General features: G+C 49.5%; 26 protein-coding genes. 12 read left to right on the top strand and 14 right to left on the bottom strand.

Going from position 1 to position 25335, the window contains the following annotated elements:
• Positions 1 to 30 precede the first annotated feature (30 nt).
• On the bottom strand, positions 31 to 1230 hold the full coding sequence (locus M0220_RS16520) for a tyrosine-type recombinase/integrase (RefSeq protein ID WP_264018248.1): 1200 nt from the start codon (positions 1228 to 1230) through the stop codon (positions 31 to 33).
• A gap of 198 nt (positions 1231 to 1428) precedes the next feature.
• On the opposite strand from M0220_RS16520, the gene M0220_RS16525 reads away from it, so the two are divergent.
• A complete protein-coding gene (locus M0220_RS16525; protein WP_264018249.1) occupies positions 1429 to 2463 on the top strand; it encodes a DNA-binding protein in 1035 nt (344 codons plus the stop codon).
• 73 nt (positions 2464 to 2536) lie between these two features.
• Here M0220_RS16525 and nfuA read toward each other — a convergent pair whose 3' ends face one another.
• Positions 2537 to 3148, bottom strand: a complete 612-nt coding sequence (gene nfuA / locus M0220_RS16530; RefSeq protein ID WP_030072999.1) for a Fe-S biogenesis protein NfuA — start codon at positions 3146 to 3148, stop codon at positions 2537 to 2539.
• Positions 3149 to 3435: 287 nt separating this feature from the next.
• On the opposite strand from nfuA, the gene metH reads away from it, so the two are divergent.
• The 4 genes from metH to M0220_RS16550 all read left to right on the top strand — a co-directional run bounded on the left by metH (position 3436) and on the right by M0220_RS16550 (position 10784).
• A complete protein-coding gene (gene metH / locus M0220_RS16535) occupies positions 3436 to 7131 on the top strand; it encodes a methionine synthase (protein ID WP_264018250.1) in 3696 nt (1231 codons plus the stop codon).
• 10 nt (positions 7132 to 7141) lie between these two features.
• Complete coding sequence (locus tag M0220_RS16540) at positions 7142 to 8458, top strand: MATE family efflux transporter (RefSeq protein ID WP_264018251.1); 1317 nt, start codon at positions 7142 to 7144, stop codon at positions 8456 to 8458.
• Between the two features lie 138 nt (positions 8459 to 8596).
• Positions 8597 to 10255 (top strand): nitrite/sulfite reductase, encoded by a 1659-nt coding sequence (locus M0220_RS16545; RefSeq protein WP_030073003.1) that lies wholly within the window; start codon positions 8597 to 8599, stop codon positions 10253 to 10255.
• Positions 10242 to 10784 (top strand): DUF934 domain-containing protein, encoded by a 543-nt coding sequence (locus M0220_RS16550; RefSeq protein WP_264018253.1) that lies wholly within the window; start codon positions 10242 to 10244, stop codon positions 10782 to 10784. Before M0220_RS16545 ends, M0220_RS16550 begins: the two co-directional genes overlap by 14 nt.
• Before the next feature lie 101 nt (positions 10785 to 10885).
• Here M0220_RS16550 and smrA read toward each other — a convergent pair whose 3' ends face one another.
• Positions 10886 to 11476: a DNA endonuclease SmrA gene (smrA, locus tag M0220_RS16555; RefSeq protein WP_030073008.1), complete on the bottom strand. Its 591-nt coding sequence runs from the start codon at positions 11474 to 11476 to the stop codon at positions 10886 to 10888.
• Positions 11477 to 11610: 134 nt separating this feature from the next.
• Between smrA and M0220_RS16560 the strand changes: the two genes are divergently transcribed.
• Genes M0220_RS16560 through M0220_RS16570 form a run of 3 tightly spaced genes read left to right on the top strand, consistent with a single transcriptional unit; the run spans position 11611 to position 13139 of the window.
• On the top strand, positions 11611 to 12075 hold the full coding sequence (locus M0220_RS16560) for a gamma-glutamylcyclotransferase family protein (RefSeq protein WP_264018254.1): 465 nt from the start codon (positions 11611 to 11613) through the stop codon (positions 12073 to 12075).
• Between the two features lie 48 nt (positions 12076 to 12123).
• The gene (gene wrbA, locus M0220_RS16565; RefSeq protein WP_264018255.1) at positions 12124 to 12750 is read left to right on the top strand and encodes an NAD(P)H:quinone oxidoreductase; all 627 of its coding nucleotides are present in this window, start codon (positions 12124 to 12126) and stop codon (positions 12748 to 12750) included.
• On the top strand, positions 12747 to 13139 hold the full coding sequence (locus tag M0220_RS16570; RefSeq protein ID WP_030073016.1) for a DUF2069 domain-containing protein: 393 nt from the start codon (positions 12747 to 12749) through the stop codon (positions 13137 to 13139). Before wrbA ends, M0220_RS16570 begins: the two co-directional genes overlap by 4 nt.
• A 32-nt stretch (positions 13140 to 13171) precedes the next feature.
• Here M0220_RS16570 and M0220_RS16575 read toward each other — a convergent pair whose 3' ends face one another.
• Positions 13172 to 13864, bottom strand: a complete 693-nt coding sequence (locus M0220_RS16575; RefSeq protein ID WP_264018256.1) for a cytochrome b/b6 domain-containing protein — start codon at positions 13862 to 13864, stop codon at positions 13172 to 13174.
• 223 nt (positions 13865 to 14087) lie between these two features.
• Here M0220_RS16575 and pdxH point away from each other — a divergent pair, with 223 nt between their 5' ends.
• The gene (gene pdxH, locus M0220_RS16580) at positions 14088 to 14732 is read left to right on the top strand and encodes a pyridoxamine 5'-phosphate oxidase (RefSeq protein ID WP_030073019.1); all 645 of its coding nucleotides are present in this window, start codon (positions 14088 to 14090) and stop codon (positions 14730 to 14732) included.
• A gap of 84 nt (positions 14733 to 14816) precedes the next feature.
• On the opposite strand, the gene M0220_RS16585 is transcribed toward pdxH, so the two are convergent.
• Positions 14817 to 17564 (bottom strand): bifunctional acetate--CoA ligase family protein/GNAT family N-acetyltransferase, encoded by a 2748-nt coding sequence (locus M0220_RS16585; protein WP_264018258.1) that lies wholly within the window; start codon positions 17562 to 17564, stop codon positions 14817 to 14819.
• Positions 17565 to 17670: 106 nt separating this feature from the next.
• On the opposite strand from M0220_RS16585, the gene M0220_RS16590 reads away from it, so the two are divergent.
• Positions 17671 to 18612: a histone deacetylase family protein gene (locus M0220_RS16590; protein WP_264018260.1), complete on the top strand. Its 942-nt coding sequence runs from the start codon at positions 17671 to 17673 to the stop codon at positions 18610 to 18612.
• Between the two features lie 116 nt (positions 18613 to 18728).
• Positions 18729 to 19361, top strand: coding sequence for a helix-turn-helix domain-containing protein (locus M0220_RS16595; protein WP_030073024.1), 633 nt, complete (start codon positions 18729 to 18731; stop codon positions 19359 to 19361).
• Positions 19362 to 19381: 20 nt separating this feature from the next.
• Here M0220_RS16595 and M0220_RS16600 read toward each other — a convergent pair whose 3' ends face one another.
• The 5 genes from M0220_RS16600 to M0220_RS16620 form a co-directional block, all read right to left on the bottom strand.
• Entirely contained in the window at positions 19382 to 19732 is a 351-nt protein-coding gene (locus tag M0220_RS16600; RefSeq protein WP_030073025.1) for a TusE/DsrC/DsvC family sulfur relay protein, read from the bottom strand.
• A 2-nt stretch (positions 19733 to 19734) separates the two neighbouring features.
• A complete protein-coding gene (gene tusB, locus M0220_RS16605; RefSeq protein WP_030073027.1) occupies positions 19735 to 20022 on the bottom strand; it encodes a sulfurtransferase complex subunit TusB in 288 nt (95 codons plus the stop codon).
• 14 nt (positions 20023 to 20036) lie between these two features.
• Positions 20037 to 20402 (bottom strand): sulfurtransferase complex subunit TusC, encoded by a 366-nt coding sequence (tusC, locus tag M0220_RS16610; RefSeq protein ID WP_030073029.1) that lies wholly within the window; start codon positions 20400 to 20402, stop codon positions 20037 to 20039.
• Positions 20403 to 20411: 9 nt separating this feature from the next.
• The gene (gene tusD / locus M0220_RS16615; RefSeq protein WP_030073030.1) at positions 20412 to 20801 is read right to left on the bottom strand and encodes a sulfurtransferase complex subunit TusD; all 390 of its coding nucleotides are present in this window, start codon (positions 20799 to 20801) and stop codon (positions 20412 to 20414) included.
• An 81-nt stretch (positions 20802 to 20882) separates the two neighbouring features.
• Positions 20883 to 21563, bottom strand: a complete 681-nt coding sequence (locus M0220_RS16620) for a Bax inhibitor-1/YccA family protein (protein ID WP_264018261.1) — start codon at positions 21561 to 21563, stop codon at positions 20883 to 20885.
• Between the two features lie 160 nt (positions 21564 to 21723).
• Between M0220_RS16620 and M0220_RS16625 the strand changes: the two genes are divergently transcribed.
• Positions 21724 to 21888: a hypothetical protein gene (locus M0220_RS16625; protein ID WP_264018262.1), complete on the top strand. Its 165-nt coding sequence runs from the start codon at positions 21724 to 21726 to the stop codon at positions 21886 to 21888.
• Between the two features lie 155 nt (positions 21889 to 22043).
• Here the strand turns inward: M0220_RS16625 and M0220_RS16630 are convergent, their stop codons facing one another.
• The 4 genes from M0220_RS16630 to M0220_RS16645 all read right to left on the bottom strand — a co-directional run bounded on the left by M0220_RS16630 (position 22044) and on the right by M0220_RS16645 (position 25022).
• Positions 22044 to 22211 carry a hypothetical protein gene (locus M0220_RS16630; protein WP_198023720.1) on the bottom strand — a complete coding sequence of 56 codons (168 nt, stop codon included), beginning with the start codon at positions 22209 to 22211 and terminating at the stop codon, positions 22044 to 22046.
• A 158-nt stretch (positions 22212 to 22369) separates the two neighbouring features.
• Positions 22370 to 23374, bottom strand: coding sequence for an aldo/keto reductase (locus M0220_RS16635; protein WP_030073034.1), 1005 nt, complete (start codon positions 23372 to 23374; stop codon positions 22370 to 22372).
• Positions 23375 to 23400: 26 nt separating this feature from the next.
• Positions 23401 to 24441 (bottom strand): hydrolase, encoded by a 1041-nt coding sequence (locus M0220_RS16640; protein WP_030073036.1) that lies wholly within the window; start codon positions 24439 to 24441, stop codon positions 23401 to 23403.
• 206 nt (positions 24442 to 24647) lie between these two features.
• The gene (locus tag M0220_RS16645; RefSeq protein ID WP_030073042.1) at positions 24648 to 25022 is read right to left on the bottom strand and encodes a DUF6746 family protein; all 375 of its coding nucleotides are present in this window, start codon (positions 25020 to 25022) and stop codon (positions 24648 to 24650) included.
• Positions 25023 to 25335: the final 313 nt, after the last annotated feature.

Consider the following 25335-nt stretch of genomic DNA (forward strand, 5'->3'; position numbering starts at 1 on the left):
CCTTTGGGTTGATGGCTAATGTGGCTGATATTATAACGGTTTAGAGGGGGTTTTGGGGGCTGATTTCAAGCGATGGCGTTGCTGCTCTTGGTGCCATTCGTTGTCCTCGATATGCAAATAGCGGCTTGTTGTATCTAGCTTAGAGTGACGGGCACTTTCAGATAAATAGCGCAGACTTACCCCCGACTGCGCCTGATGAGTGATCGCCGTGTGCCGTAGCCAGTGGGGAGTCGCCCTACGCAGCGCACTAACATAAGCGAGCTTGCCATTTTGCGCCTCTAGCGCATCAGCGGCTTCGCTAAATGTGCTTTTAAGCAACCGGTAGAGCTGGTTATCGCTAATGCCACGATGCTTATCAAGCGCGCGAATGAGTGGAGTAGGCTCGTGGTAACTGGGCAATCCTTGTAACTCAAGCGCTCCTCGCCACTCGATTAAGCATTCCAGCATGTCGTTGGGCACCGGAATGCGCGCAAGCTTACTGCCCTTGCCAACCACTACCCACCACCAGCGCCCCTCTCTTTCCTGAAAATCATCCATCCGTGCGTTAGCCATTTCACTAATCCTAGGGGCTAACAGATAAGCGAAGCTGACGATAAACCGTCGCCGCGCTTGCTCGTAAGCTTCTCGCTCACTAGTGAGCTTTGCTGGTGTATTTAGCCACTGCCAAAACCAGGCCCAGAGATCGCCTTCTAAATAGCGCTCAATGGTTTGAGTCTGGTTATTTAGCCGCCTTGCCTTGTCACGCATCAGCACAAATGGGTTGTGCTTTGCCCATCCGGCTTCTACCAGCCAGCTATACAAACCCTGCAGAATAGTCAGGCTTTGACGCCGGCTTGCCGGTGAAAGCCCGCCACGAAAAGGCCGCCATTGGGCATGATAACGAGGCTTACTTGGCCCCACCCACTGCTCAGCTGGCTGTGGATCTTCCAAAAAAGCCTCGTATTGGCGCAACAATTCACGATTCATATCGCGTAACTGATTGTTTTGGCTAGCCAGCCAAAGCAACAGTCGCTCTGCTTCCCGGCGGTAACTTTTCAGCGTTTGAGGGCTATCTTGATACTCCTGCAGCCACGCAGCCACCGCCTCGACATCGTTTTGGGCGTCAATTAACAAAACGTCAGTTTGTGGCGCATCAAGCAAGGAGAGTTTAGGCAACAAATCAGGCCAGCTGTCCTTTTCTAGACGCTTACTACTCCCTATCGATCGCTGTTTTGTTACCTCTGTGGGCATCGCTACGCTTCCCTCTATGAGTGCTTCTTCAATGGGTTAAGTGTGACGTTACGAGCGAAGAAATTCAAGATTATGGGGGTAATCTTGAATTTATAGCGCCAAATGTAAATAATATTACGTTTTATGTATTACGTAATTATTGTAATTTTAACCAAATGCTATGAAAATAGTGTTATCAATCTGATAAGGATAAGCGCCATGGCTCGCAGCGGGATTCAATACAGTGATGTTCAGCAAGCAGTCGATACCCTGCTCGCTCGTGGCGATACCCCAAGCGTTCAACGCATTCGGGAAGTACTGGGCACAGGCAGCTTCACCACGATCAGTGAGCATTTCCGTAGTTGGCGTATTGAGCGAGAGCAAAATCGTGACGTTCCGCCACCTAAGGGCGTTCCAGAAGTCATCGTTAATGTGGCAAGCGAGCTGTGGAGAGAAGCGCAAGAAGTCGCTAACCAGGCTCTCATCCACTATCGCGAGGATGCCAATCGACAAGTGGAGAACGCCCAGCAGGAAGCCGCTGAAGCCCTTCAGCAAGCGGCAAATGCCGAACAACGTGAAAGCGCCCTTGCGGAGCATTTGAGACATACAGAGCAGCGCCTGGAAACGCTAAACCGGGAGCTGGCGGCTAGCCAAGCCAATGAGCATCAATGGCAACACCAGGCAGAACAAGCCGCTAAAGATGCCAAGCAGTATCAGCAGCTGTTAACGAAATCTGAGTATGAAGTAGCTACACTTAAAGAGCGCTTTGCTGAAGAGCAGCAACAGCGACAAGCCGTTTGGGAACAGCGTCTTACGCAGGAAGAGCAGCGTAACGAAGCAGCAGAAGGAAAACTGATGGCGCTGCTAGATACGTTGAGGCAAGAGCGGGCCCAAGAAGAAAAAGCACTGCAAAAACGCCTGCAACAGACGGAGCAACGTGCAGACACGCTTACGAAGGAGCTTCAGCTAAAAAAAGAGACGCTACAGCACTACCAGTTAGACAACAGTAGCTTGCAACAGCGCATTGATGAACTTGAGCGCATGAACGCATCGCTTGAAGAGCAGCACAACAGCCTAAAAAATGATCTTAATAAGGCCTACCAAGCATTAGAAAAACAGCATCAAACAGCGCTTAAGGATGATAACTGGCAGCAGCAGCTTTGGCAGCGTATGGAAGCGCTTCAGGAACAGCTAACGGCTTTGCCAAAGACGCTCTCTTTCCAAGAAAAAGAGAACAGAACAAACGACGAGTGACCGTTCACTCATAAAAAAGCCCAGCAAATTACTGCTGGGCTTTTGGAGCGAACACAATGTCACTACTATAACGTTAGCGGTAATAGGCGTTCGTTGTATCGGTATGGTCAGTCACATCACGGATGCCTGCTAATTCGGGAATCCGCTCCATGAGTGTTTTCTCAACACCATCTTTTAGCGTTAGATCGACCGCAGCACAGCCTTGGCAACCGCCACCGAAGGCAAGAATTGCCACGTTGTCTTCAGTGAGTTCGACCAGTTTGATTTCACCGCCATGAGCTGCCAACCCAGGGTTAATCTCACTGTAAAGCGTATAATTGATACGGTCTTCCAGCGGACTATTGGCATTGACTTTAGGCATTTTCGCGTTAGGAGCCTTAATGGTTAACTGGCCTCCCATACGATCTGCATTAAAATCAACTACTGCTTCATCTAGAAACGCCAGGCTGTTTTTATCAAGAAATACGTTAATCTTTTCAAGCTCAAGCTTAACGTCAGTTGGCTCTTCTTCACCTGGGCGGCAATACGCTAGGCAGGTTTCTGCGTAGGGTGTGCCTGGCTGGGTGATAAAAATGCGTACAGCGATACCCTCAACGTTCTGTTTTTCCAGCAGCTCAGCAAGATACTCCTGAGCACTGTCAGTAATATCAATACCTTGAGTTTCAGTTTCGGTAGTCGCGGTCATAAGGGATGTTATCCTCCCGTGGTTGTGGCGTGGCCACATCACATGTCATTTATAACTATTTCATTAACGCCTATGGTAAGCAAAAGTGCTCGCCAGCACAATCCCGACCATTTTAGTAGGCTATTGGTTAGGTATATGAGCGTGCCTAATGCAGATACTGCAATAACTTCACGCCCTTACTTGCTGCCCTATGGTGTGCCCTTTGTTATGATAGTGGCCGCTCACACTGTAACGACGACTATAAAAATATCCTTTTTTGACCGAGACGCTGGAGATTCCCCCCTGCCATGGCTGCTAGTGATTTGACTGCTTCCCTCACCCAACGCCTTGCCCAACGTATCCTGATTTTGGACGGCGGCATGGGCACCATGTTGCAGAACGCCGAACTCAGCGAGGACGATTTTCGTAGTGACCGTTTCCGTGACTGGCCATCGGATCTTAAGGGTAATAACGATTTATTAGCACTTACCTGCCCTGATTTAGTAGCGCGTATCCACCGCGATTACTTAGAAGCTGGCGCAGACATCATCGAAACCAATACGTTTAACAGCACGCGTCTTTCCCAGTCAGACTATGGCATGGAAGACCTAGTGCCCGAGTTAAACCGCGAGTCGGCGCGCCTGGCGCGCAACGTTTGTGACGCCGTAGCTGCCGAAACGGATATCCCGCGTTATGTTGCCGGGGTACTTGGGCCAACTTCGCGCACCGCGTCGCTGTCGCCGGATGTGAACGATCCATCGAAACGCAACGTCACCTTTGATGAGCTTCGCGAGAACTATTATGAAGCTGCTAGTGCGTTAATCGAAGGCGGTGCCGATCTTATTATGATCGAAACCATCTTCGACACACTTAATGCCAAAGCCGCTATTTACGCTCTTGAAGAGCTATTTGATGATCTGGGCACACGGCTACCGGTGATGATTTCCGGTACGATCACTGATGCGTCAGGTCGTACGCTTTCTGGCCAAACTACCGAAGCATTCTGGAACTCAGTTCGCCATGCCCAGCCGCTTTCGGTTGGCTTGAACTGTGCCCTAGGTGCTGAAGAGCTGCGCCCGTATATCGAAGAGCTTTCCACTAAAGCCGATACTTTTGTCTCTGCGCATCCTAATGCGGGTCTGCCCAATGAGTTTGGTGAGTATGACCAAACACCAGAGGAAATGGCCGCTATTGTCAGCGAATTCGCACAAAGCGGACTGGTCAATATTATTGGTGGCTGCTGTGGTTCAACCCCTGAGCATATTCGAGCCATTGCTGAGGCTGTTAGCTCCATGGCGCCTCGTAACGTGGCTAAGCGCAGCCATGCCTGCCGCCTATCTGGCTTAGAGCCCTTCAACATTGAAGCCGACTCGCTGTTCGTCAACGTGGGCGAGCGCACTAACGTGACAGGCTCTGCGCGCTTCAAGCGGTTAATCGTCGAAGAAGATTTCACTACCGCGCTTGAAGTTGCCCTTGAGCAAGTCGAAAACGGCGCACAAATTATTGACATCAACATGGATGAAGGCATGTTGGAGTCCCAGGAAGCGATGGTTCGTTTCCTGAATTTAATCGCTGGCGAACCCGATATCGCTCGCGTGCCGATCATGATCGACTCCTCTAAGTGGGACATCATCGAAGCGGGTTTAAAGTGTGTTCAAGGCAAAGCGGTGGTGAACTCAATCTCGCTGAAAGAAGGCGAAGCCGCGTTCCGTGAACAAGCCACCAAGTGTCGCCGCTTTGGCGCTGCCATCGTGGTCATGGCGTTTGATGAAGAAGGTCAGGCGGATACTTTCGCTCGCAAAACTGAAATATGTGAGCGCGCCTATCGCTTACTGGTCGATGACATTGGCTTCCCTGCCGAAGATATTATTTTTGACCCTAATATCTTTGCCATCGCTACCGGCATAGACGAGCACAATAACTACGCCGTCGATTTTATTGAGGCCACCCAGTGGATTCGTGAACACCTGCCCCATGCGATGATTTCCGGCGGCGTATCGAACGTCTCGTTTTCATTTCGGGGTAATAATCCCGTTCGTGAAGCCATCCACTCGGTGTTTCTCTACCACGCCATTCGCGCTGGCCTCTCCATGGGCATCGTCAATGCGGGCCAATTGGCGGTGTATGACGACCTACCCGCCGAGCTGCGTGATGCCGTAGAAGACGTTGTACTTAACCGTCGTAGCGATGGCACCGAGCGGCTACTTGACCTTGCCGACAAGTACAAGGGCGACGGCAGCGGCGCGGACAAAAAAGAGGATCTGGAGTGGCGCAGCTGGCCAGTTAATAAGCGTATCGAGCACGCGTTAGTAAAAGGCGTAACGGCGTACATAGAAGAGGATACCGAAGAAGCTCGCGCCCAGGCTGCAAGACCTATAGAAGTGATTGAAGGCCCGTTGATGGACGGCATGAACGTGGTTGGCGACCTGTTTGGCGCAGGAAAAATGTTCCTTCCCCAGGTGGTTAAGTCGGCCCGTGTCATGAAACAGGCAGTCGCCTATCTGATTCCCTATATCGAAGCGGAAAAAAGCGAAGAGACCAAAGCCAAAGGCAAAATCGTAATGGCCACGGTTAAAGGCGATGTTCACGATATTGGCAAAAACATTGTCGGCGTGGTGCTGCAGTGTAATAACTATGAAGTTATCGATCTAGGCGTGATGGTGCCCACCGAAAAAATCCTCCAGGCAGCGCTGGATCATAACGCCGATATTATTGGGCTTTCTGGGCTAATCACCCCATCGCTTGATGAAATGGTGCACGTTGCCAAAGAAATGAAGCGTAGAGGAATGGATTTGCCGCTGCTAATTGGCGGTGCCACCACCTCTAAAGCGCATACCGCGGTAAAAATTGAGCCACAGTACGATCACCCGGTGATTTACGTGACAGATGCTTCCCGAGCCGTTGGGGTAGCGGGTCGCTTGCTGGCACCTAATCTGAAAGAAGCCTACGTTAGCGAAATTCGTGAAGAGTATGAAAAAGTACGCGAGCGTAACGCCAAACGTCGCCCGAAAGCGGCGGATTTGGATTACACCCAAGCTCGAAAACGGCGCTTTCGTACCGACTGGAGCAGCCATACCCCGGTTAAGCCCCAAATATTGGGTCTAAAAACCTTTGATAACTACGACCTTGAAGAGCTGGTGGAGCGAATCGACTGGACGCCATTCTTTATGAGCTGGCAGTTGGCCGGTAAGTACCCCAAAATCCTTGAAGATGAAATAGTTGGCGATGCTGCACGCAATTTGTTTGCCGATGCTAAAGTAATGCTGCGCAAGCTAATCGACGAAAAACGTGTACAGGCGCGTGGTGTGATTGGCTTATGGCCCGCTAACAGCGTTGATGACGATGTCATTGAAGTCTATGCCGATGAAAGCCGCAGCGAGGTTATTGAGCGTTTACATCACATTCGCCAGCAGACCACCAAAGGGCGTGATGGTATTTGCTACAGCCTAGCAGATTTTATTGCGCCTAAAGAGAGCGGCAAAGCCGACTGGATTGGGGGCTTTGCGGTTACCACAGGCCATGGGGTTGATGAACTTTCCAAAGCCTATGAAGCAGCTGGTGACGATTACAACGCCATCATGGTGCAAGCATTAACTGACCGTTTGGCAGAGGCGTTTGCCGAACGCATGCACGAGCGTGTGCGCAAAGAGTTTTGGGGCTACGTACCGGAAGAAACACTAGATAACGACGCCCTAATTGCCGAGAAATACCAGGGTATCCGCCCTGCTCCCGGCTACCCAGCCTGCCCTGACCATACCGAAAAGGCCACGCTGTTCCGGCTGCTTGATGCGACACAAAACACCGGCTTGGCACTGACCGAAAACTTTGCCATGTGGCCTGCGGCGGCAGTATCTGGTTGGTACTTCGCCCACCCACAGTCAAAATACTTCTCTACGGGCAAAATCACTCGGGATCAAGTGGAAGCGATTGCACAGCGTAAGCAAATGCCACTAGTAGAAATGGAGCGCTGGCTCTCTCCGGTGCTTTCCTACGATCCTAGCTAACGTTTAGCTGATGTCGCCAGTGGGTCGCCGCCAAGGTAAGGTAATGCGCCTAGCCTTACCCATCATGTTGGGCATGCTCTCACAAAGCATGCTCAACCTTATTGACGCTGCATTGGTCGGGCATTTAGGACAAGAAGCCTTGGCAGGGGTTGGTATCGGCGGCTATGCCATGTTTATGATGACAGCGCTGGTATTTGGCCTCTCCTCCAGCGTCCAGTCACAAACCTCTCAGGACCTGGGCGCAAGACACTTCCCACTAACTCGCTCACTTCACTCGGGCTTGCTTATCGCGGTAATCGTCGCCCTTCCACTCTCGTGCCTGGCATGGTGGCAAGCGCCTTGGCTAATACAAGTGATTGCGCCTGCCGATGATGTGACGGCCATTGCCGTGGAGTATTTCCGCTGGCGCGTGGTGTCGTTAACAGCGATTGCCCTGACACTTTGCTTTCGTGGTTACTGGAACGGGCGACAGCACACGCACCTTTACCTCCGCATTATTGTGATTGTGCATGTGTTTAACGTAATTGCCAGCGCCGGTCTAATTTACGGCATCGGCGGCCTTCCGGCGCTGGGTATCAGTGGCGCGGGTATTGGTACAACGCTTTCTTTACTGCTTGGGCTACTCATTTGGGCGGGCGTAACGTATCACGCTGGTGCGCTTACCCAACAGAAGCAGACGTTGCACTCACTAAAAAAAACGCTATTACTCGCCTTTCCCCACTCCATGCAACAAGTGTGGTTCGCAGCAGGTTATGTGGTGTTGTTCTGGCTATTAGGCAGGATGGGCACGGAAAGTGTCGCTGTTGGCCATGTGTTAGTGAATTTATCGTTGCTGCTTATTTTACCTGGGGTCGGTGTTGGCATCGCAGCGATGAGTTTGGTGGGAGAAGCATTAGGCCGAGATGATCTACAGGCGGCTCACCGCTGGGGGATCGACGCTTTAAGTGTCGCTGGCGTGATGCTAACCGTGTTGGCACTCCCCATGCTCTTGTTCCCTGCAGCGGTTCTGACTATTTTCTTCGAAGACCCTTCGCTCATTCAGCTGGGTACTCTACCGTTACAAATTACTGGCCTTATGATTGTGCTAGATGCAGCCGCCCTGGTGCTGGCTCAGGCATTAATGGGCGCCGGAGCCCAGCGAACAGTGATGCTGCTTACTTTGGGTATACAGTGGTTGGTATTCTTACCAATGGCTTGGTGGGTAGGTATTGAACTGGGCTATGGGCTACTCGGTGTCTGGTTAGTGCAACTCTTTTACCGCTCGCTCAATTCCGGCAGCTTCTTATGGGTTTGGCAGCGTCGACGCTGGTTAGCTCAAGCGCTATGACTTATGAACCATAAATACCATTTAGCGATAAAAAGATAATTATATATTCTTTTGTAGAATATGACGCCCGCGTTAAGGTGGCGGCACATTACCGTCCGTCTCGACGTGACCATTTCGCTTTTAGCAGGATCGTGCCACATGTACCGTTATGATATTCACGACCAAACGTTGGTTGACGAGCGTGTTGCTCAGTTTCGTGACCAGATGGACCGCTACCGCGCCGGGCGTTTGGGAGAAGAAGAGTTTCGCCCATTGCGACTCCAGAACGGCCTCTATATTCAGAAGCATGCGCCCATGCTACGTATTGCCATTCCTTACGGCATGTTGGCAGGCAAACAGCTTCGTGCATTAGCGGACATTACCCGTCGTTATGACCGTGGTTATGGTCACTTCACGACTCGGCAAAACTTGCAGTTGAACTGGCCCGCCTTGGAAGATGTGCCCGATATTTTGGCAGACCTAGCCAAAGTACAAATGCACGCCATTCAAACCAGTGGCAACTGTATCCGTAATACCACCAGTGACCAATTTGCCGGTATCGCGGGTGATGAAGTCGAAGATCCACGCCCTTGGTGTGAGTTAATTCGCCAATGGTCGACGTTACATCCTGAGTTTGCCTATCTGCCGCGCAAATTTAAAATTGCCGTCAGCGGTGCCGCACAGGATCGTGCAGCCATCCAAGTTCATGATATCGGCCTACGGTTATGGCATAACGCAGACGGTGAAGTACGCATTAAAGTGTTAGCCGGTGGTGGTCTTGGCCGTACGCCGATGATTGGCGACGTAGTGCGCGAGGACTTGCCCTGGCAGCATTTGCTAACATATTTGGAAGCGTGTGTTCGCGTTTATAACCAATTTGGTCGTCGCGATAACAAGTTTAAAGCACGTATTAAAATACTGGTCAAAGCGCTCGGTATTGAAGAGTTCCGTCGTCGCGTTGATGAAGAGTGGGCGCACCTTAAAGATGGCCCACAAACACTCAACCAAGCAGCGGTTGATGCGGCCAAGATCCATTTCCCCGAGCCAGCGCGTCGTCCGGTTACTGATAGCGCCATTGCCGAATTCGAACGACTTCGCGGCGAAAATCGCAGCTTAGCTCGCTTTGTGACAAATAACGTCACCGACCACAAAGTTTCGGGCTATAAAGCCGTGACCCTTTCGCTTAAGCGCCGCGAGCACGCGCCTGGCGACGTCACTGCAGACCAGATGGAAGCCGTCGCCGACTTGGCAGATCGCTATAGCTTTGGTGAAGTCCGCGTGACCCACGAACAGAATCTGGTGCTGTCTGACGTTCCCGTCGACGAACTGGAAGCACTTTGGAAAGAGCTTGATGCACTGGGCATGGCTAACCCAACAGTGGGTACGCTGAACGATATTATCTGCTGCCCTGGTGGCGACTACTGCGGCTTGGCTAATGCGGTCTCCATTCCTATCGCTCAAGCACTACAGGAGCGGTTTGAAGACCTGGATTTTCTCTACGATCTCGGTCCCTTGGATCTCAACATCTCAGGCTGCATGAACGCCTGTGGGCACCACCATGTTGGTCACATCGGCATACTTGGCGTTGATAAAAAAGGCGAAGAGTATTACCAGATCTCAATTGGCGGTAACTCAACAGACGATGCGTCATTAGGCAAAATCCTTGGGCCCTCCTTCTTCCGCGAAGATGTACCAGACGTGGTCGATAAAGTACTTCAAGTCTATGTGGCCGAACGCCATGAAGACGAGCGATTCCTCGACACCTATCGCCGTATTGGCTTAAAACCCTTTAAGGAGCGTGTTTATGCCCAGCAATGACACTCAAACTGACGCGGTTGAGCTTACGCCAGTACATGTCGACCATCTGATCGCTGATGGTGAGCTGGCCGCCGAAAATGCTTGGTGTGTCTCTTATGACACAGAAACACTTCCTGAACAGCGTCCTGCCTTTGTGCCGTTGGCACTCTGGCAAGCGAACCAAGACGATGTCGAGCTAGCACCGCTGCTTTCAAGTGATACCGAGTTAACCACTGAACTTGGCCAGCAGCTGAGCGGAATCAACGCTATTGCCGTTGATTTCCCAGCATTCACTGACGGACGTGGCTATACCCTGGCCCGTTTGCTGCGCGAACGCTATGGCTATACCGGTGAAATACGTGCTGTCGGTGATGTTTTAGTCGATCAGTTGGATTACATGCGCCGCTGTGGTTTTACCGCTATGGCCTTGCGTGATGACCAGCACCCTGATGATGCTATCCGTGCGCTTAATATGTTCAGCGTTCGCTATCAAACTGACGTTGAACAGCGCCAAGCACTGTTCGAACGCCGCTTATTGGCCAGTGAATAGTAACAAGCAATAACGCTGTCAATGCATAGGTCGACGCAAAGACAGAGCTAGCAACAAAAGGGCAGCCACAGCTGCCCTTTTGCTTAATAATAACGAGTTTATTAACCGCGACGTTTTTGCTGGCGCTCACGATTATTCATTTTAGCCCGATCGCTTTTACGCAACATGACCCAGGTAGCCCCCAGGCCGCCCTCTGAAGGCTGCGCAGAGACATACGCTTGTACTTCATCAAACTGACTAAGCCACTTGGCTAGGTAAGAGCGTAGGACATTTGCAGGGCTGTCTACCTCTCGCCCTCTCCCATGCACAATTAGCACAGAACGAAGGTCATGGGCGTAAGCTTCTTGAATAAACGGAAAAAGCATTCTGCGGCACTCTGACAACGGCCTTCGTAAAAGATGCAGCTGCGCCTGAACACTGTAACCTCCGTGTTTCAGTTTATCGACAACCCCTTGTTGAATACCTTCCCGGCGGAATTCCATTGGATCAAAAGGCGGCAAAAGATCAACAAAATCGTCAGATAAGAAATTGCGCTCTTCTAGCTGCTCTTGGGCGCTGTCACGGCGAGCTAGCTGAGCCTCAGACGGCTGATGACGCTGAGTGCCTGTGTCTGCGCGGTTACGCTTGGTTAGTGGTTTAACATCACCAACTAACGCACGGAAATCCATATCGCCATGAAGTGACTGGTTCATAACAGGCTCCTCCGGTAGGGTCTAATGCCTAAGCGTCTACTGCCTATCCTAGCAAACCCACTGACATTGCTTAAGACTTGTTTTCATTAACATCTGACACGACGCGGATCGCCAGCCCAATGGAAGGAGGTTATATGAAGTGGTTAAAACGATTAGCGGCACTCGGTATATTACTTACCGTTGGTAGCGCGGGCTGGTTATGGTTAACCATGCTCAGCCCATGGTTTTATGAACGCCCCGCTCACCTACCGGTCATCGAACAACGTACCCACCATGTGTTTGTGTACGGTACATTGCGCTACTCGCCAGTGCGCTGGGTGGTGATGGGCAGCTCAGGTAACCCACAGCCAGCTCGGCTTGAAGGCTTTACAAAAGAGGGCCTTGATCTGGCTCCCGATGCCAATAGCGTTGTAGAGGGTTTACGGTTAGCAGTCACCGCCGATCAGTTAGCGCGTTTAGACCGATATGAGCGTTTGGGCATCCGTTATGAGCGGATAAAGCAAACCTTATCCGATGGTTCAAGGGTTTGGGTTTATGTTCGATTGCCAACGCTGAGTCAATTGACCTCTCCTGTCCAACAAGCAGCTCTGATAACATAGACAACCATTACAGTAATGCCTTTTTAGCCCTTACCCCTGGGATATCTCATGAGTGATTCGACGCCGTTTGTTCTGATTCTTTATTATTCGCGCTCCGGAGCCACTGCGGATATGGCACGCCAAATAGCGGCGGGTGTCGAAAGCATGCCCGGCATAGAAGCCCGCCTCCGCACTGTGCCGCCTGTCTCCACTACCTGTGAAGCTGTTGCCCCTGAGATTCCGGAAGAAGGAGCCGTTTATGCAGATCTTGATGATTTGCGCCACTGCAGTGCTTTAGCATTGGGCAGCCCTACACGCTTTGGCAATATGGCCGCGCCGCTTAAATACTTCCTTGATACTACAAGTAGTCTGTGGATGAATGGGGCATTAATCGACAAACCTGCCTGTGCGTTTACGTCCACTTCAAGCCTTCACGGCGGCCAGGAAAGTACATTACTCACTATGCTTATTCCACTGCTGCACCATGGCATGGTCTACGCAGGCATCCCTTATAATGAAACCGCCCTGCTGAATACCAAAACGGGAGGCACACCCTATGGGGCTAGCCATGTCGCTGGTTCGCGAAGCGACCGTTCTGTCGATGAACACGAGCGCGCCTTATGTCTTGCCCAAGGTAAACGGTTAGCTAAATTGGCGCTTGCGCTACATGCAATGCGTCAGGAGGAATCTGCATGAGGCAGTGGTTAGAAGGTCTAGAAGCCCAACACGGACTAGATAAGCTCACACGGCAAGCAAGGCAGTTAGTCCTGGTCAGCTTTGTTATTTTACTGCTACTGGTTATTTACCGAGGCTTTTTTATCCAAGGAGACACCTTTAACTGGCGTCCTGTGGTCGCTTTTGTATTGCCATTGTTACTATTTCTCCCCTCTATCATTGGTCAGCGTGCTAGGGGTCATGCTTGGTTAGCGTTTGTCAGCCTGCTCTACTTTACCCAAGGCGTCATGTTAGCCACCTTGCCTGGGCAAGGTATGCGCGGTGTACTTGAGGCGGTTATCTCGCTGGCGCTGTTCACTGGTTGCATGGCGTACGCACGTTTTCGCAGCCGCCAACAGCGCCAAGGGTAAGCTTAGCGAGCGCTAAGAGTAAAAGAGATGCGCTAGTAGGGATAAAACCATAACCAGCCACATATGCCTGCCGCTACTAAAAAAGCACCTAGCGCAAACAGGTGGTGTTTAGTTCGGTGGGTCTGTTTTATATCAACCGGTTCACTCGTAAAACGTTTGATGCCCGTCACCATCGCCGCTACTAAATTCTCTCCCTGCAGAGCATGCACCACGACACCCACAAGATGAAGCCCTATGAGAATAAGCAATACATCGCTATTGAGTGCATGCAAGCTGGCTAGTTCGCCACTTATGTCTCGGCCTAGCAAACCGTAAAGCGGTCCCTGAAAAAAGATATCGTCACTAAGAAACAGCCCACTCACCGCTTGAAAGCTCAGTGAGAGTAATAAAAGCACTACCATCCAGCCACCTAGTGGGTTGTGGCTTGCATAGCGTGGCGCACGGCGCTTGAACAGCGCCTTGGTATACACTGCCGTGTCTCTAGGCCCGTATACAAAGGTGCTAAAGCGCGCATAAGTAGTGCCTAAGACGCCCCAAATGATGCGAAAAATCAGCAAACCAATAATGAGGTAGCCGGCTTGGGCATGCACCTCAATGGGAAACAAAAACGGAATGCCGTCAGTTTTTGTGGTGTAGAAAGAAACGGCTACGGCCACCACCAGACACCAATGAAATAAACGTACAAAGACATCCCAAACGGCTACCTGTTTTCTATCGTGCTGCATTAAATTGCCCTTTGTCTGTAGTTCATACATTTTCTCATTTCTTCTATGTTTCTGATAGAACGCATTACAGAAGGTGGTCAACGCGTTATACAATCAAACAGCTTAAGGTTGGTCATGTATCTTCATCCTCTGATTAAGGCTTCTAAGCAGGGCCACGAGACAGAGCTTGAGCTTTGCAAAAAGACCAGCGAATATGAACAAAACTTAAAGGGAGCAGCATTCAATGACACGCAATATAGCTGACATTAGGCGCGATTATGAAGGTGGCCGCCTTGACGAAGATCAGGCCCCCGACAACCCTTTTGTTCTGTTTGATGAGTGGTTTAGCCTAGCGCTAGAAACAGAAGGAAAAGATGGCAACGCGATGACCCTTTCTACTGTAGATAGCCAGGGCCGTCCTCATGCCCGGGTTGTGCTACTAAAAGGATTTGATGAGCGCGGCATGGTATTTTTCACCAACTATCACAGCCATAAAGGCAGCGAGCTAAGCAATGTACCTTATGCAGCAATGACTTTTTGGTGGCCTTCGCTGTCGCGCCAGATCCGTATTGAGGGGCCTGTCGAGCAAGTAAGCCATGAAGAGTCTGATGACTACTTTTCGAGCCGCCCACGCGGCAGCCAACTCGGCGCTTGGATTGCCACACAAAGCGTAGTAATCCCCGATCGCAACTGGATTGAAGAGCGTCAAAAACGCTTTGAACAAGCCTACGAAGGCCAAGATATACCGCGTCCGAATCATTGGGGTGGTTATCGAGTTAATCCGGAAATGATTGAGTTCTGGCAAGGGCAACCCAGTCGTCTTCACGACCGCCTCCGCTTTGAACGGCGTGACGGCGGCGATTGGAGCCGCTTTCGCTTAGCTCCTTAATTTAGCCCTTTGATGTAGCGCTGTTGCCATTTCATGATTAGGCCCGCCTCAAAAGAGGCGGGCCTAATCATGTCAGCATGTAATCTAATCAGGCAGACTCTCCAACCGATGTCTCTGCCATTCACTTTCCGGTTCGTTAAGCCTCAGTACAGCATCAATGACCTGCTCTTCCATGTTGTAACGGCATCTAAAGCCCAAGTGTTTCATCAAAGCGCGCATGGGATGATTATCGACCATAATTTTGCCGATCATTTCGAGCGTGCCAATGTTGGTGCAGTAGTCGATCATCTTTTTCATCAACAGACTACCGATGCCCAGCCCCTGTAAATCGTCACGGATGATGACCGAAAATTCCGTACGAATATTGTCGGGGTCGTTCCACACACGTACAACGCCTAACATCTCTTTGCTACCGTCATCGTGTTGATGTTCAGCAATAAAAGCCATCTGACGATCGTAGTTAATATGTGACAGAATCGACAAATCACGCTGGGTTAAATTAGATTTATTGTGGAAGTAGCGAAAACGAATGCTCTCCTCTGACAACTGTTGGTGAAACGTTGTAATTAGGGGCGCGTCTTCCGCGCGGATGGGGCGAACCTCTACACGCCATCCATTTTTAAGCGTTACCCACTCACGTAACTCTTCAGGGTAAGGCATGATGGCAAATCGCGCAGGTGTGCCTAGATCCATCGCAAAATCTACTGCTAACATCCCATCACGGTTCAGCAGTAGTGGATTGAGCTCCAGTCCTCTCAAGTCGCCTAAGTCGGACGCCATCTGTGACAGCTTGACCAACAGCTGACATAGCCGTTGAATATCCCGCTCAGGATCAGCCGAATGCTCGCGAATCAATGAAGCCGCATGGGTTCTGCCTACTACGTCAGCGGCCAAGCTCATGTTCAGTGGTGGCAATGCTACCTGACGATCTGCCAACACATTCACTTTGTAACCACCAATGCCAAACACAATAAGTGGACCAAATACAGGATCACGAGTAATACCCGCACAAATCTGCATTGAATGTTTACCACGTTGCATGGGCTGTAAACAGTATTCGCGAATGGCATATTCGGGAAATTTCTCGCGAACCTTGTCGCCTAGCTGGCGGATACCTTCCGCAATTTGTTCCGGCGTTTCTAAATCCTGGAGCAACCCTGCGGAAATTTTATGAGGATGTTTGCGATAACGATAAGGTCGACAGTTACCTTCGTGAATGACTTTTAGTGCCTTAGGCCCAGGAAAATGATCCGCCATTGCCAATGCTTCTTCAGGGTTTGCCAGGTAGACACTAGGCGCAGCAGGAATGCCGTAGGCTTCTAATACCTGAGCCGTTTCGGAATGGGTCAACGTTTGTCGCCCCTCCGCTTTGGCGTTTTTAATCAGTGCGCGACACTCCGCACGAATCTCTACGCTGGTGGAAAAGGGTAAGCTAGGCGGAATTTCATGCAGTAGCGCTTGAACACGCTGGTAGTCCACCATATGCATAAATGCTTTCACCGTCTTTTCTGGCGACGTATAGGTAGGAATACCAGCCAAATTGCAAATATGCCGGGCGTTCAATGCTTCTTTCAGCCCCATCCAGCTTGTCAGCAAATTGCGCTTAAACGACTTTCGGTGATCAATTAACGCCTGGGCGGTGGCCAATGAGGGGGCTAAACGGGTAGGCGCATGTACCACCAGAACTGCATCTACATGAGGATCCGCAGTAACAATTTTTAGCGCTTCAACAAACCGCTCTGGCGTCGCATTGCCTCCTAGATCCACCGGGTTTTCACCGGGTTTGCTCATATCTACCTGACTTTTATGCAGAGCGCGCTGAGTCTCTTCGGTAAACTCTGCCAGCTTCCCACCAGCGCTAATCAGTTTATCGATTGCTAGCATGGCAGGCCCTAACCCATTAGAGACAATTGCCAAGCGATCACCGCGTAGCGGTTTCATTCGCGATAAAGTTTCAAGCGCATCCAGCAGCTCATCATAGTCATTAACACGAACAACACCCGCGCGGGCAAAAGCCGCGTCAAACACCACGTCACGATTAGCAATACCCGGGGTTGGCGCCATGCCAGAAATATCAGATTGTGGCGTTCGACCGCTTTTAATAGCGACAACCAAGCGGTTACGCGAGGCATCACGTACCGAGGTCATAAAATGTTGAGCGTCCATTACTCGCTCGAGGTGTAGCAAAATGGCTTGCGCTGGAGAGAACTGATTTACGTAGTCAATTAAATCTGGCAGCAATACATCGACACTGTCGCCTACCGTTATTAGGTGCGAAAACCCAACGTCACGACCAGCCGCCCAATCGATCATGGCATTGGCTAGCATCCCCGACTGCCCTAAATAAGCCACTCTGCCCGCTTTTACAGGCTGACTAGCATAGGAGGCATTCAGCTTTTTGCCAGGCACAATCAAGCCCATGCACTCTGGCCCTAACACACGAATACCGGACTCTATCGCTGATTGCAGCATACGCTGCCGGATAGACCCTTTATTACCCGTTTCACGATCAAGGTAAGCACCACCTGATAGTACCAGAGCTGCTTTTACACCAAACTGGCCAAGCTTTTTGATAAGGCTAGGAACGCCATCAATAGGAGAACAAATAACTGCTAGATCAGGAATTTCAGGCAGCTCATTTACCGTACGGAAACAATTTACGCCAAAAACCTTGTCATACCCTTTAAGATTGACTGCCCATATTTTTCCTTTGAACCCGCCCTCCTGAAGGTTATTAAGCACTAACCCCCCTAACGACGCTGGCTTTTCAGAGGCACCGAACACGGCCACTGTGCGCGGTTCGAAAAAATGATGCAAAAAGCGTGTACTCACGAATGCGTCTCCCCTGAAATTAATAGCCACTATGTACGACTTATTGACACTGTCGCGCAAGCCCCCGAGACGATTAAGGTGTCGATATTGTCTTCGGAGCACTTGCATGATTACTGCCTACCTTACCCACCCCGACTGCTCATTGCATCATATGGGGCCTGAACATCCTGAAAGTCCGCAGCGGCTTGAGGCGATACGCGCGCGCCTATCCCTAGCGGGACTTCTTCAACAAACCATGCAAGCAGATGCCAAAGAAGCGTGTGACGACGCATTAGCAAGAGTGCATCCGGTCAGGCATCTTAACGCACTCAAGAAGTGCGTTCCCGATGAAGGCATTGTTACGCTCGATAGCGACACAATGATGAACCCCGATAGCTTAAAAGCGGCAAAAGTAGCCGCAGGCGCCGTTATCCGTGGTGTTGATCAGGTTTTTAAACGCCAAGCAGATAATGTTTTTTGTGCAGTACGACCACCTGGTCATCATGCAGAAGCAGCTGATGCAATGGGATTTTGCTTTTATAACAACGTTGCCGTTGGTGCTGCCCACGCTAAAGCTAAATATGGCGCTAGGCGTATTGCAATCCTCGATTTTGATGTCCATCAATGTAACGGCACTATCGATATTTTCAAAAACGATCCTGAGGTATTGATATGCACCAGCTTCCAATATCCATTTTACCCATGGCGCTATTTACGCAGTGAATGGCAAAACGTAGTTAATACACCGCTAGAAGTAGGCACTGACAGTACTGAGTTTAGGCGCATTATAGAACGACAGTGGCTTCCTGCTCTTCATGCGTTCAAACCAGATTTGGTGATGCTTTCTGCTGGTTTCGATGCCCACCGTGACGATCCAATGGGAGACATTTGTTTAGAAGATGAAGATTTCTATTGGGTAACGCACTTAGCAATGGAGATTGCGGCCCTTTATGCAGAAAACCGCGTGGTTTCTGTGCTTGAAGGAGGCTATAACCCTAAGACGCTTGCCAGCGGTGCAGAAGCCCACTTAAAAGCTTTATTGGGTTTACCCTTTATGGATGTTCCATAAAGGGTACCAACAACTACAGCAGCTCGTTGCACTGTATTGCTTGAAAACTGTGCCACCTTAAAACTGGACGAGTGTGATAACATGCGGCTCTATTGACGTTTACTCACGTGACTTTTATGACCGCTACTTCTGAAGAGCATGCTGCGCTGCGCATAGCCTCAGGGCGTAAGCCCTTTGTCGAACCTTTACGGTTGGGTGAACGATTAAAACAGATTCGCCTTGCTAACCAGTGGACACTGGAGGACGTTAGCCAGCGCACAGGCTTAGCACGGTCAACGCTTTCTAAGATCGAAAATGATCAGGTGTCGCCAACATTCAGTGTGGTTCAAAAGCTAATTACAGGGCTGAACATCGATTTGCCCCAGCTTTTTACTCCGCCAAAGCGTGAACGCTATACCATGGGGCGTAGAGACCTTACCCGTAAAGGTAAAGGTCAGCTACACCCCACCCCAACGTACGAACATGAATTACTAGGGCATCAGCTTGCTCAAAAGCGCATGATTCCCTTTAAAACTATTGTCAGAGCACGCAGTTTTGATGAGTATCATCAGTGGGTACGCCACGATGGCGAAGAATTCCTAATGATTTTGCAGGGTGACATCATGCTTTACACGGAGTTTTATGCCCCGCTGGTGTTAGCCGAAGGCGATAGTATTTATTTTGATAGTGATATGGGCCATGCCCTTGTGTCTACCAGCCCAGAAGATGCAGTCGTGCTTTCCGTTTGTACCCGGGGCGACTTAGTGTAGGCTGCTTAAAGCAAGCAGCACTACAAACAATTTGTTGGCTTAGGCAAGCCAGCAATACGAGCAATACGTTTTGGTGGGCTACCTGGGAACAGCGTCATTAAATAAATCGAATTTCCTTTATCGTCACCCAGGGTCTGTTTAGTTGCTTTGACCAATGGGCGCATCGCGGGTGCCATCTCATATCGGTTATAGAAATCGCGTACTAACTGAATAATTTCCCAGTGCTTTTCTGTGAGGGTTAGCCCTTCGTCTTCAGCAAGTAAATTAGCAATTTCAATGTTCCATTGCTGTTGATTAACAAGATACCCTTCAGGGTCTAACTTAATTTTTTCAGATGAATCAAGATAACGGTATAATTTTTGATTGCTCATGTTTAGTGCCAAGAAATAATCTGTTCATTTTGCTCAGTTAGCGCAACAAAACCATCAACCTCTATCAAAGGCATCTCATGAATAGCAGCAATGGTATGCACCCCCCTTGAAATAGCATCTTCCGCTAATAAGTAAATCGAAACTGTACTTACTAGCCAGCCTTGCCATTCAGGATAAAACGCTGCCTGAACACCATCCTCAATCAGCACAACAGCATCGCCACTGCTGAGGGCATTAAGCATTTGTAGCGCTGAATCGCTATAAGGAGGTTTATTCAAAATATGCAGCATGTTTGACTACTCTATTAAAAATTGAGTACATAAGGATAACGCTGAAATAGTTCCGGTATCTCTGCGGTTGTTACTAAGGTAACTCCCTCGACCAGCTGCTCAGCCCTTATGTTAAAAGCCATCAGTGTCTCTAAGGGCACTAGAATATTTTCTATATCATACATCTCTAACATATCAATCGTCGGCAGTGTCGCTTTTTGGCCCGGAGCGCCGGACTTCTGTTCTTTAAGCAACGCAAGTACGCCCTGCCCTAGAAATAGCAGGCTAACAGACTGCCCAAAAGCAGCGGCCACTAGCGCTACATCCAGCCCTTCTCGCAATGCGTTTGAGCTATAGGGTGCATGCCGTATAACAATGAGCTGCTCATTTGCTCTAGCCATTTGTAATCCCTATGCAAATGTAATCAACCGATCACAGCACTGCTGTAACTCAAGCAACTGCCCTAGCCCGGTTAGTTCAAAGGGGGCCTCAAGGTTGAAATTCACCTGCCCGTGCCGCTTAGCTTCTGATTCACTCATTACACCACGGCGTAATGCCGCTGCGATACAGACGTCTAGAGCCACTCCATGTTGGCGATGCAATTCTACCCATGCGTCTCGCATATTAAGCTCATCTTGCGGAGGAGCCATCAGTTGAGAGGCATTCTGAACGCCATCCTGGTAGAAAAAAACACCCTTAATTTGATGCCCTTTATTTAGAACCGCTTGAGCAAAGCGCAGCGCAGAATGAGGAGCTGAACTACTATACGGTGCCCCCATGATCAATAAGCCGTACTGCATCGCAGTCATCTCGTACATGGTTGTCATAAAAAAACAGACCCTACCAAGTAGGGCCTGCTATGAAACGTACTACTGATTTAATCAGTCGTTGCTCATGATGCCCAATATCGCAAGCAGACTGACAAACAAGTTATAGATAGATACGTAGAGTGTGACAGTCGCGAGAATGTAGTTAGTTTCTCCTGCCCGGTGAACGATTTCACTGGTTTGATAAAGAATCGCTGCTGACGCAAATAGCACAAAACCAGCGGAAACCATTAAAGAAAGCGCAGGAATATTAAAGATCAGGCCAGCGACCATGGCCAAAATCAGCACAATGGCACCTGCCATTAGGAAATTGCCTAAAAAGCTGAAATCTTTCTTGGTGGTTAATGCAATTGCAGAAAGACCAATGAACGTCAGCCCTGTCATTGCCAACGCATTCATAATCAAAGCGCCACCGTTAGGCAACGTAAGATAAGCGGAGATGATAGGGCCAAGCGTAAAGCCCATAAAACCGGTGAATGCAAAAGTAGACAATAAACCAACAGCAGAATTAGCCGTCTTGTGTACCAGGAACATCAGCCCATACGCGCCGATAAAGAACACAAAAATGTTCATTTGTTGGATGCCCATTGCGACAGAAGCACCCGCAGTGACCGCAGAAAATAGCAGTGTCATGGCCAACAGTGCATAGGTGTTACGCAACACTTTATTAGCGCTAACACTGCTTACTCCGCTGCGCGTTTGCGCTCTCGCCGTGCTCGAATCGTTAAAAGCCATTTTTCTATGCTCCCTAATAGTAATACTAACAACGGACAAGAATGCCGTTACCAAGTTCCAGACGCAAGTATTTGTCTTCCACGTAAATAACTGCTTTTTGGGGCAGTCGCTCCCCCAGCGTTGACTATGCTTAACATTTTACGCTGTTTTGGACATGAAAATGCCCTATGGAATTCCCCTGACCGTCAACACATTTAGCTTGATTGTCTTCATCTCTACCGAAGGCTGCGGCATTGGAAATGAAGATATTCGCTACGAAATGGTTGTCGATCCTAACGAGGCTACTTTATATCTGCTGGCGAGAATACAAAAGGCAGCGTGCTAATCATTCACGGCGGGGGCAGCATTGAAACTAAGGAACGACAACTTGCAAGCAAGCGCTCTTTGAAAAATTCAAACAGTGGTGAAATGGAAGGCTGTAAAACGTTTAGAAAACAACGGCGGCGGCAGCTAAAATCGCTATCCATCGCCGCTTATTTTCTATGTCAGTGAAACGTTATCGTCATCGTCTTCTCTGTTGTGAGGCAAATGCTGTGTTGTCGCTGCCTGACGCACATCCTGAGCGTTGTAAAGCCGCGCATCAAGTACGCTCAACACCGCCAACTGTGCAAATAGCACTGCGAAACAAATAATAAGGCCTTTCAACATGGCAGCATTCCTTAGTAGGCTAACAACATTGTCGTTAGTAGCGAATAATAGCCCTGAGCTGAAAGAAAGCAATGGGGGTTGAAAAATAATTTACCCTGTCATCACCTGATCCTTTTCCCCCACGCTTTTAAGACCTTTTATAAGTCATCGCTCACCTATTAACCTGCAAATTCTTCGGTATCAATATCAGCTTGTTGCGCATCATTATAACGAGCACCAGCCACTTGATTCGGTAACATCATTCCATTGAGCTGAACCACGGTTGCATCTTCTAACTTGATCGTTTCAGCGCTTAAATTCTCGCGCATATGCGTTACTAAACGGGTTCCTGGTATGGGGATAATATGATTCCCTTGGGCGTTTAACCATGCCAACGCCAGCTGTGCAGGAGACACCTCCAAACGAGTAGCCAGTGCCTTGAAGTCAGTTAATAAAGATAGATTATTAGGTAAGTTTTCTTTGCTAAACCGGGGCATTCCTGCGCGCATGTCACCCGTTGAAAACTCCGTATTTTCCTCCATTAACCCCGTCAAAAAGCCACGCCCTAAGGGGCTAAACGCAACCAAGGCTACACCTAATTCTAGACATACCTCCTTAAGAGCAATCTCGGGATTACGTGTCCAGAGTGAGTACTCTGACTGAACTGCTGCTATAGGATACTCCGCATTGCCCTTGCGAAGTGTTTCTGCTGATATCTCAGATAAACCAACCGCACCGACTTTACCCTCTTCGACGAGTCGGCCAATCGCACCCACACTCTCTTCGATGGCAACATTACGATCTAAGCGATGTAGATAATAGATGTCTAGATGATCCGTTTTCAGTCGTTTTAGGCTCTCCTCACACTGACGGCGCAGCGTATTAGGCCGTCCATCGATCACGCGATTTCCCGTTTCAGCGTCCAATGCCATACCACATTTACTGGCAAGAAGCAGTTGATGTCGCTTTGTCTTTAAGGCAAGCCCTAACAGGCGTTCATTAGCGGTTCCACCATAGAGTGTCGCCGTATCAAAATGGCGGTACCCCATCTCAAAGGCTTCTTCTAACACCTGAAGCGCCTCCTTTTCTGGCACATACTGTCCATAGCCATGAGAAAGGTTCATACACCCCAGGCCAATACGAGGAGATGAAACATCATTTAATCGGTCAAAAAACGCAGACATAGCAACCTCTAAGTGATTGTCTTTAGTTAGAATAATAACCCTTCAGTGTTATCCGCTTCACTAAGATTGAAAACCTGCGAACGTAGCCAGTCGGGCAAGCGGTGCTCAAGATAATAACGCGGCCGCCAAGGAGGGCCTTCGACAAACCCCACATGCCCCCCAGAAGCATGCAACTCCAGGGTGACATAACTTGGCAGGGCCTTAGCATCAGGAATACTGTGAGGATAGATAAAGGGGTCATCTTGTGCATGCACCATGAGCGTTGGAATACGTAGGCGCTCAACAAAAAAGGCACTGCTACAGCGGCGATAATAGTCATCGGCACTTTCAAAGCCGTGTAGTGGCGCAGTTACACGGCCATCAAAATCCCAAAATGTTTTCATACCATCTAGCGTTTCCAGCGCCGCTAAATGCGCCAGCTCCTTATGACGGCCTTGATGTGAAAGTGCGCGCTGTTTGCTTTGAACATAATGGCGTAGGTCACGCAGGAAACGTGCTTGATAAATCTTGGACACCCCTTTGTTTATTCGATCTGCACAGTGATCTAGCCGAAACGGCACCGATACCGCTACTGCCGCCCTCAGCGGTGTATTACTACCCTCCTCACCTAAATACTTAAGCAGCACGTTCCCGCCTAGTGAATAACCCACGGCGGTAAATAGTTTAGTGGGGTAGCGTGAGGTCAGTTGATTAACCACTTCTGCCAAGTCATCACTCGCCCCTGAGTGGTACCCCCTCGCACGCTGGTTTGGCTCACCAGAGCAACCGCGCCAATTAACGGCCACGCTTTGCCAACCATACGCCGCTAATGCCTGCTGCTGCCCTAGGATATACAAAGAAGAAGAACTGCCGGTTAGCCCATGGAGCAGCAGCACGCAATGGCCCGATGCTCCCTCAGGCCCATACCAATCCATGTCGATAAAATCGCCGTCTTCCAGCGTTAACCGCTCTCGCTGACGGCGCAATTGAGGCGGCTTGCGACATAAAGGACTGTAAAGCGTTTGCAAATGTCCGCCAGGCAACCAGCGCGAAGCACGAAATGGGAATGCGGATCGAAACGGGATCATAGAGGGAAAGTGCCAGCAAAAAACAGCTGGCTAGCTTAGCAAAATTTTTAGGCCGTTTGCTCTAGAAGAACTACCCGCCCTGGGGCTGGTAATGGCTTGTTTTAACTAATGCATCTTACACAGACACAAGCAAGGCTCGCCTAAAATAGACAAGCCTTGTTTACCACGCCACGTTAGTGGTGCTCTTTCAGAATTTTTCAGCTTCTTTATTCAATTAACAGTGAAGAGGCTTCCAGATAACGTTCACCGTGGCTTGCTACACGCTCCTGATCGAGTGTTTCCGACCCTAGATGGACTTCCTCCAGCAGCACAGCCATAGCACTGACTTCTTCATCGACTTTCTGCAAAGCATTTTCTAGCGTGTACGTGAGCATATGAATATCACTCATTTGCGCATCTGTGATCTCATCTTGTGAAAGTAATTCTGCTAGCTGCTGATTCCCTTCGGTCAAATTTGCAAAAGCCTGTTCCAAGGTATCGGAAGCTTTCCCTTCAAAATGATCCAGACGTTCATTGTCACTGGCCACCACGAGTCCACTGCTCAATAGACCGGCCAATAAAAGTGAAGCAGTTCGTTTCATCGAGAGTTCCTTTTCAAACGTTAACGTATCAAGCATTGGCCATTAAAAATTGGCGAATTGATCACTTCTTCATCATTCATCTGATTACGAAAACCAATTTAGCACCCTCAAATCTAAAATAGAAGTAAAAGCGTATAATAATGAGAATATTTACCATTGATAAAGATGCGACAATACGCCATGCGTCATAGGGTACTTTCAACTTACGGCGTAAAGCAGTTTCAACTATCATGAATCAAGAAAGAAATATAACCATAGCTTTTAAGAATATAGCTTCTGCGACAATCAATGCCTGTCAAATTTTCATGTCACA

This window comes from Halomonas qinghailakensis (genome assembly GCF_025820815.1).
GTDB lineage: Bacteria > Pseudomonadota > Gammaproteobacteria > Pseudomonadales > Halomonadaceae > Vreelandella > Vreelandella qaidamensis.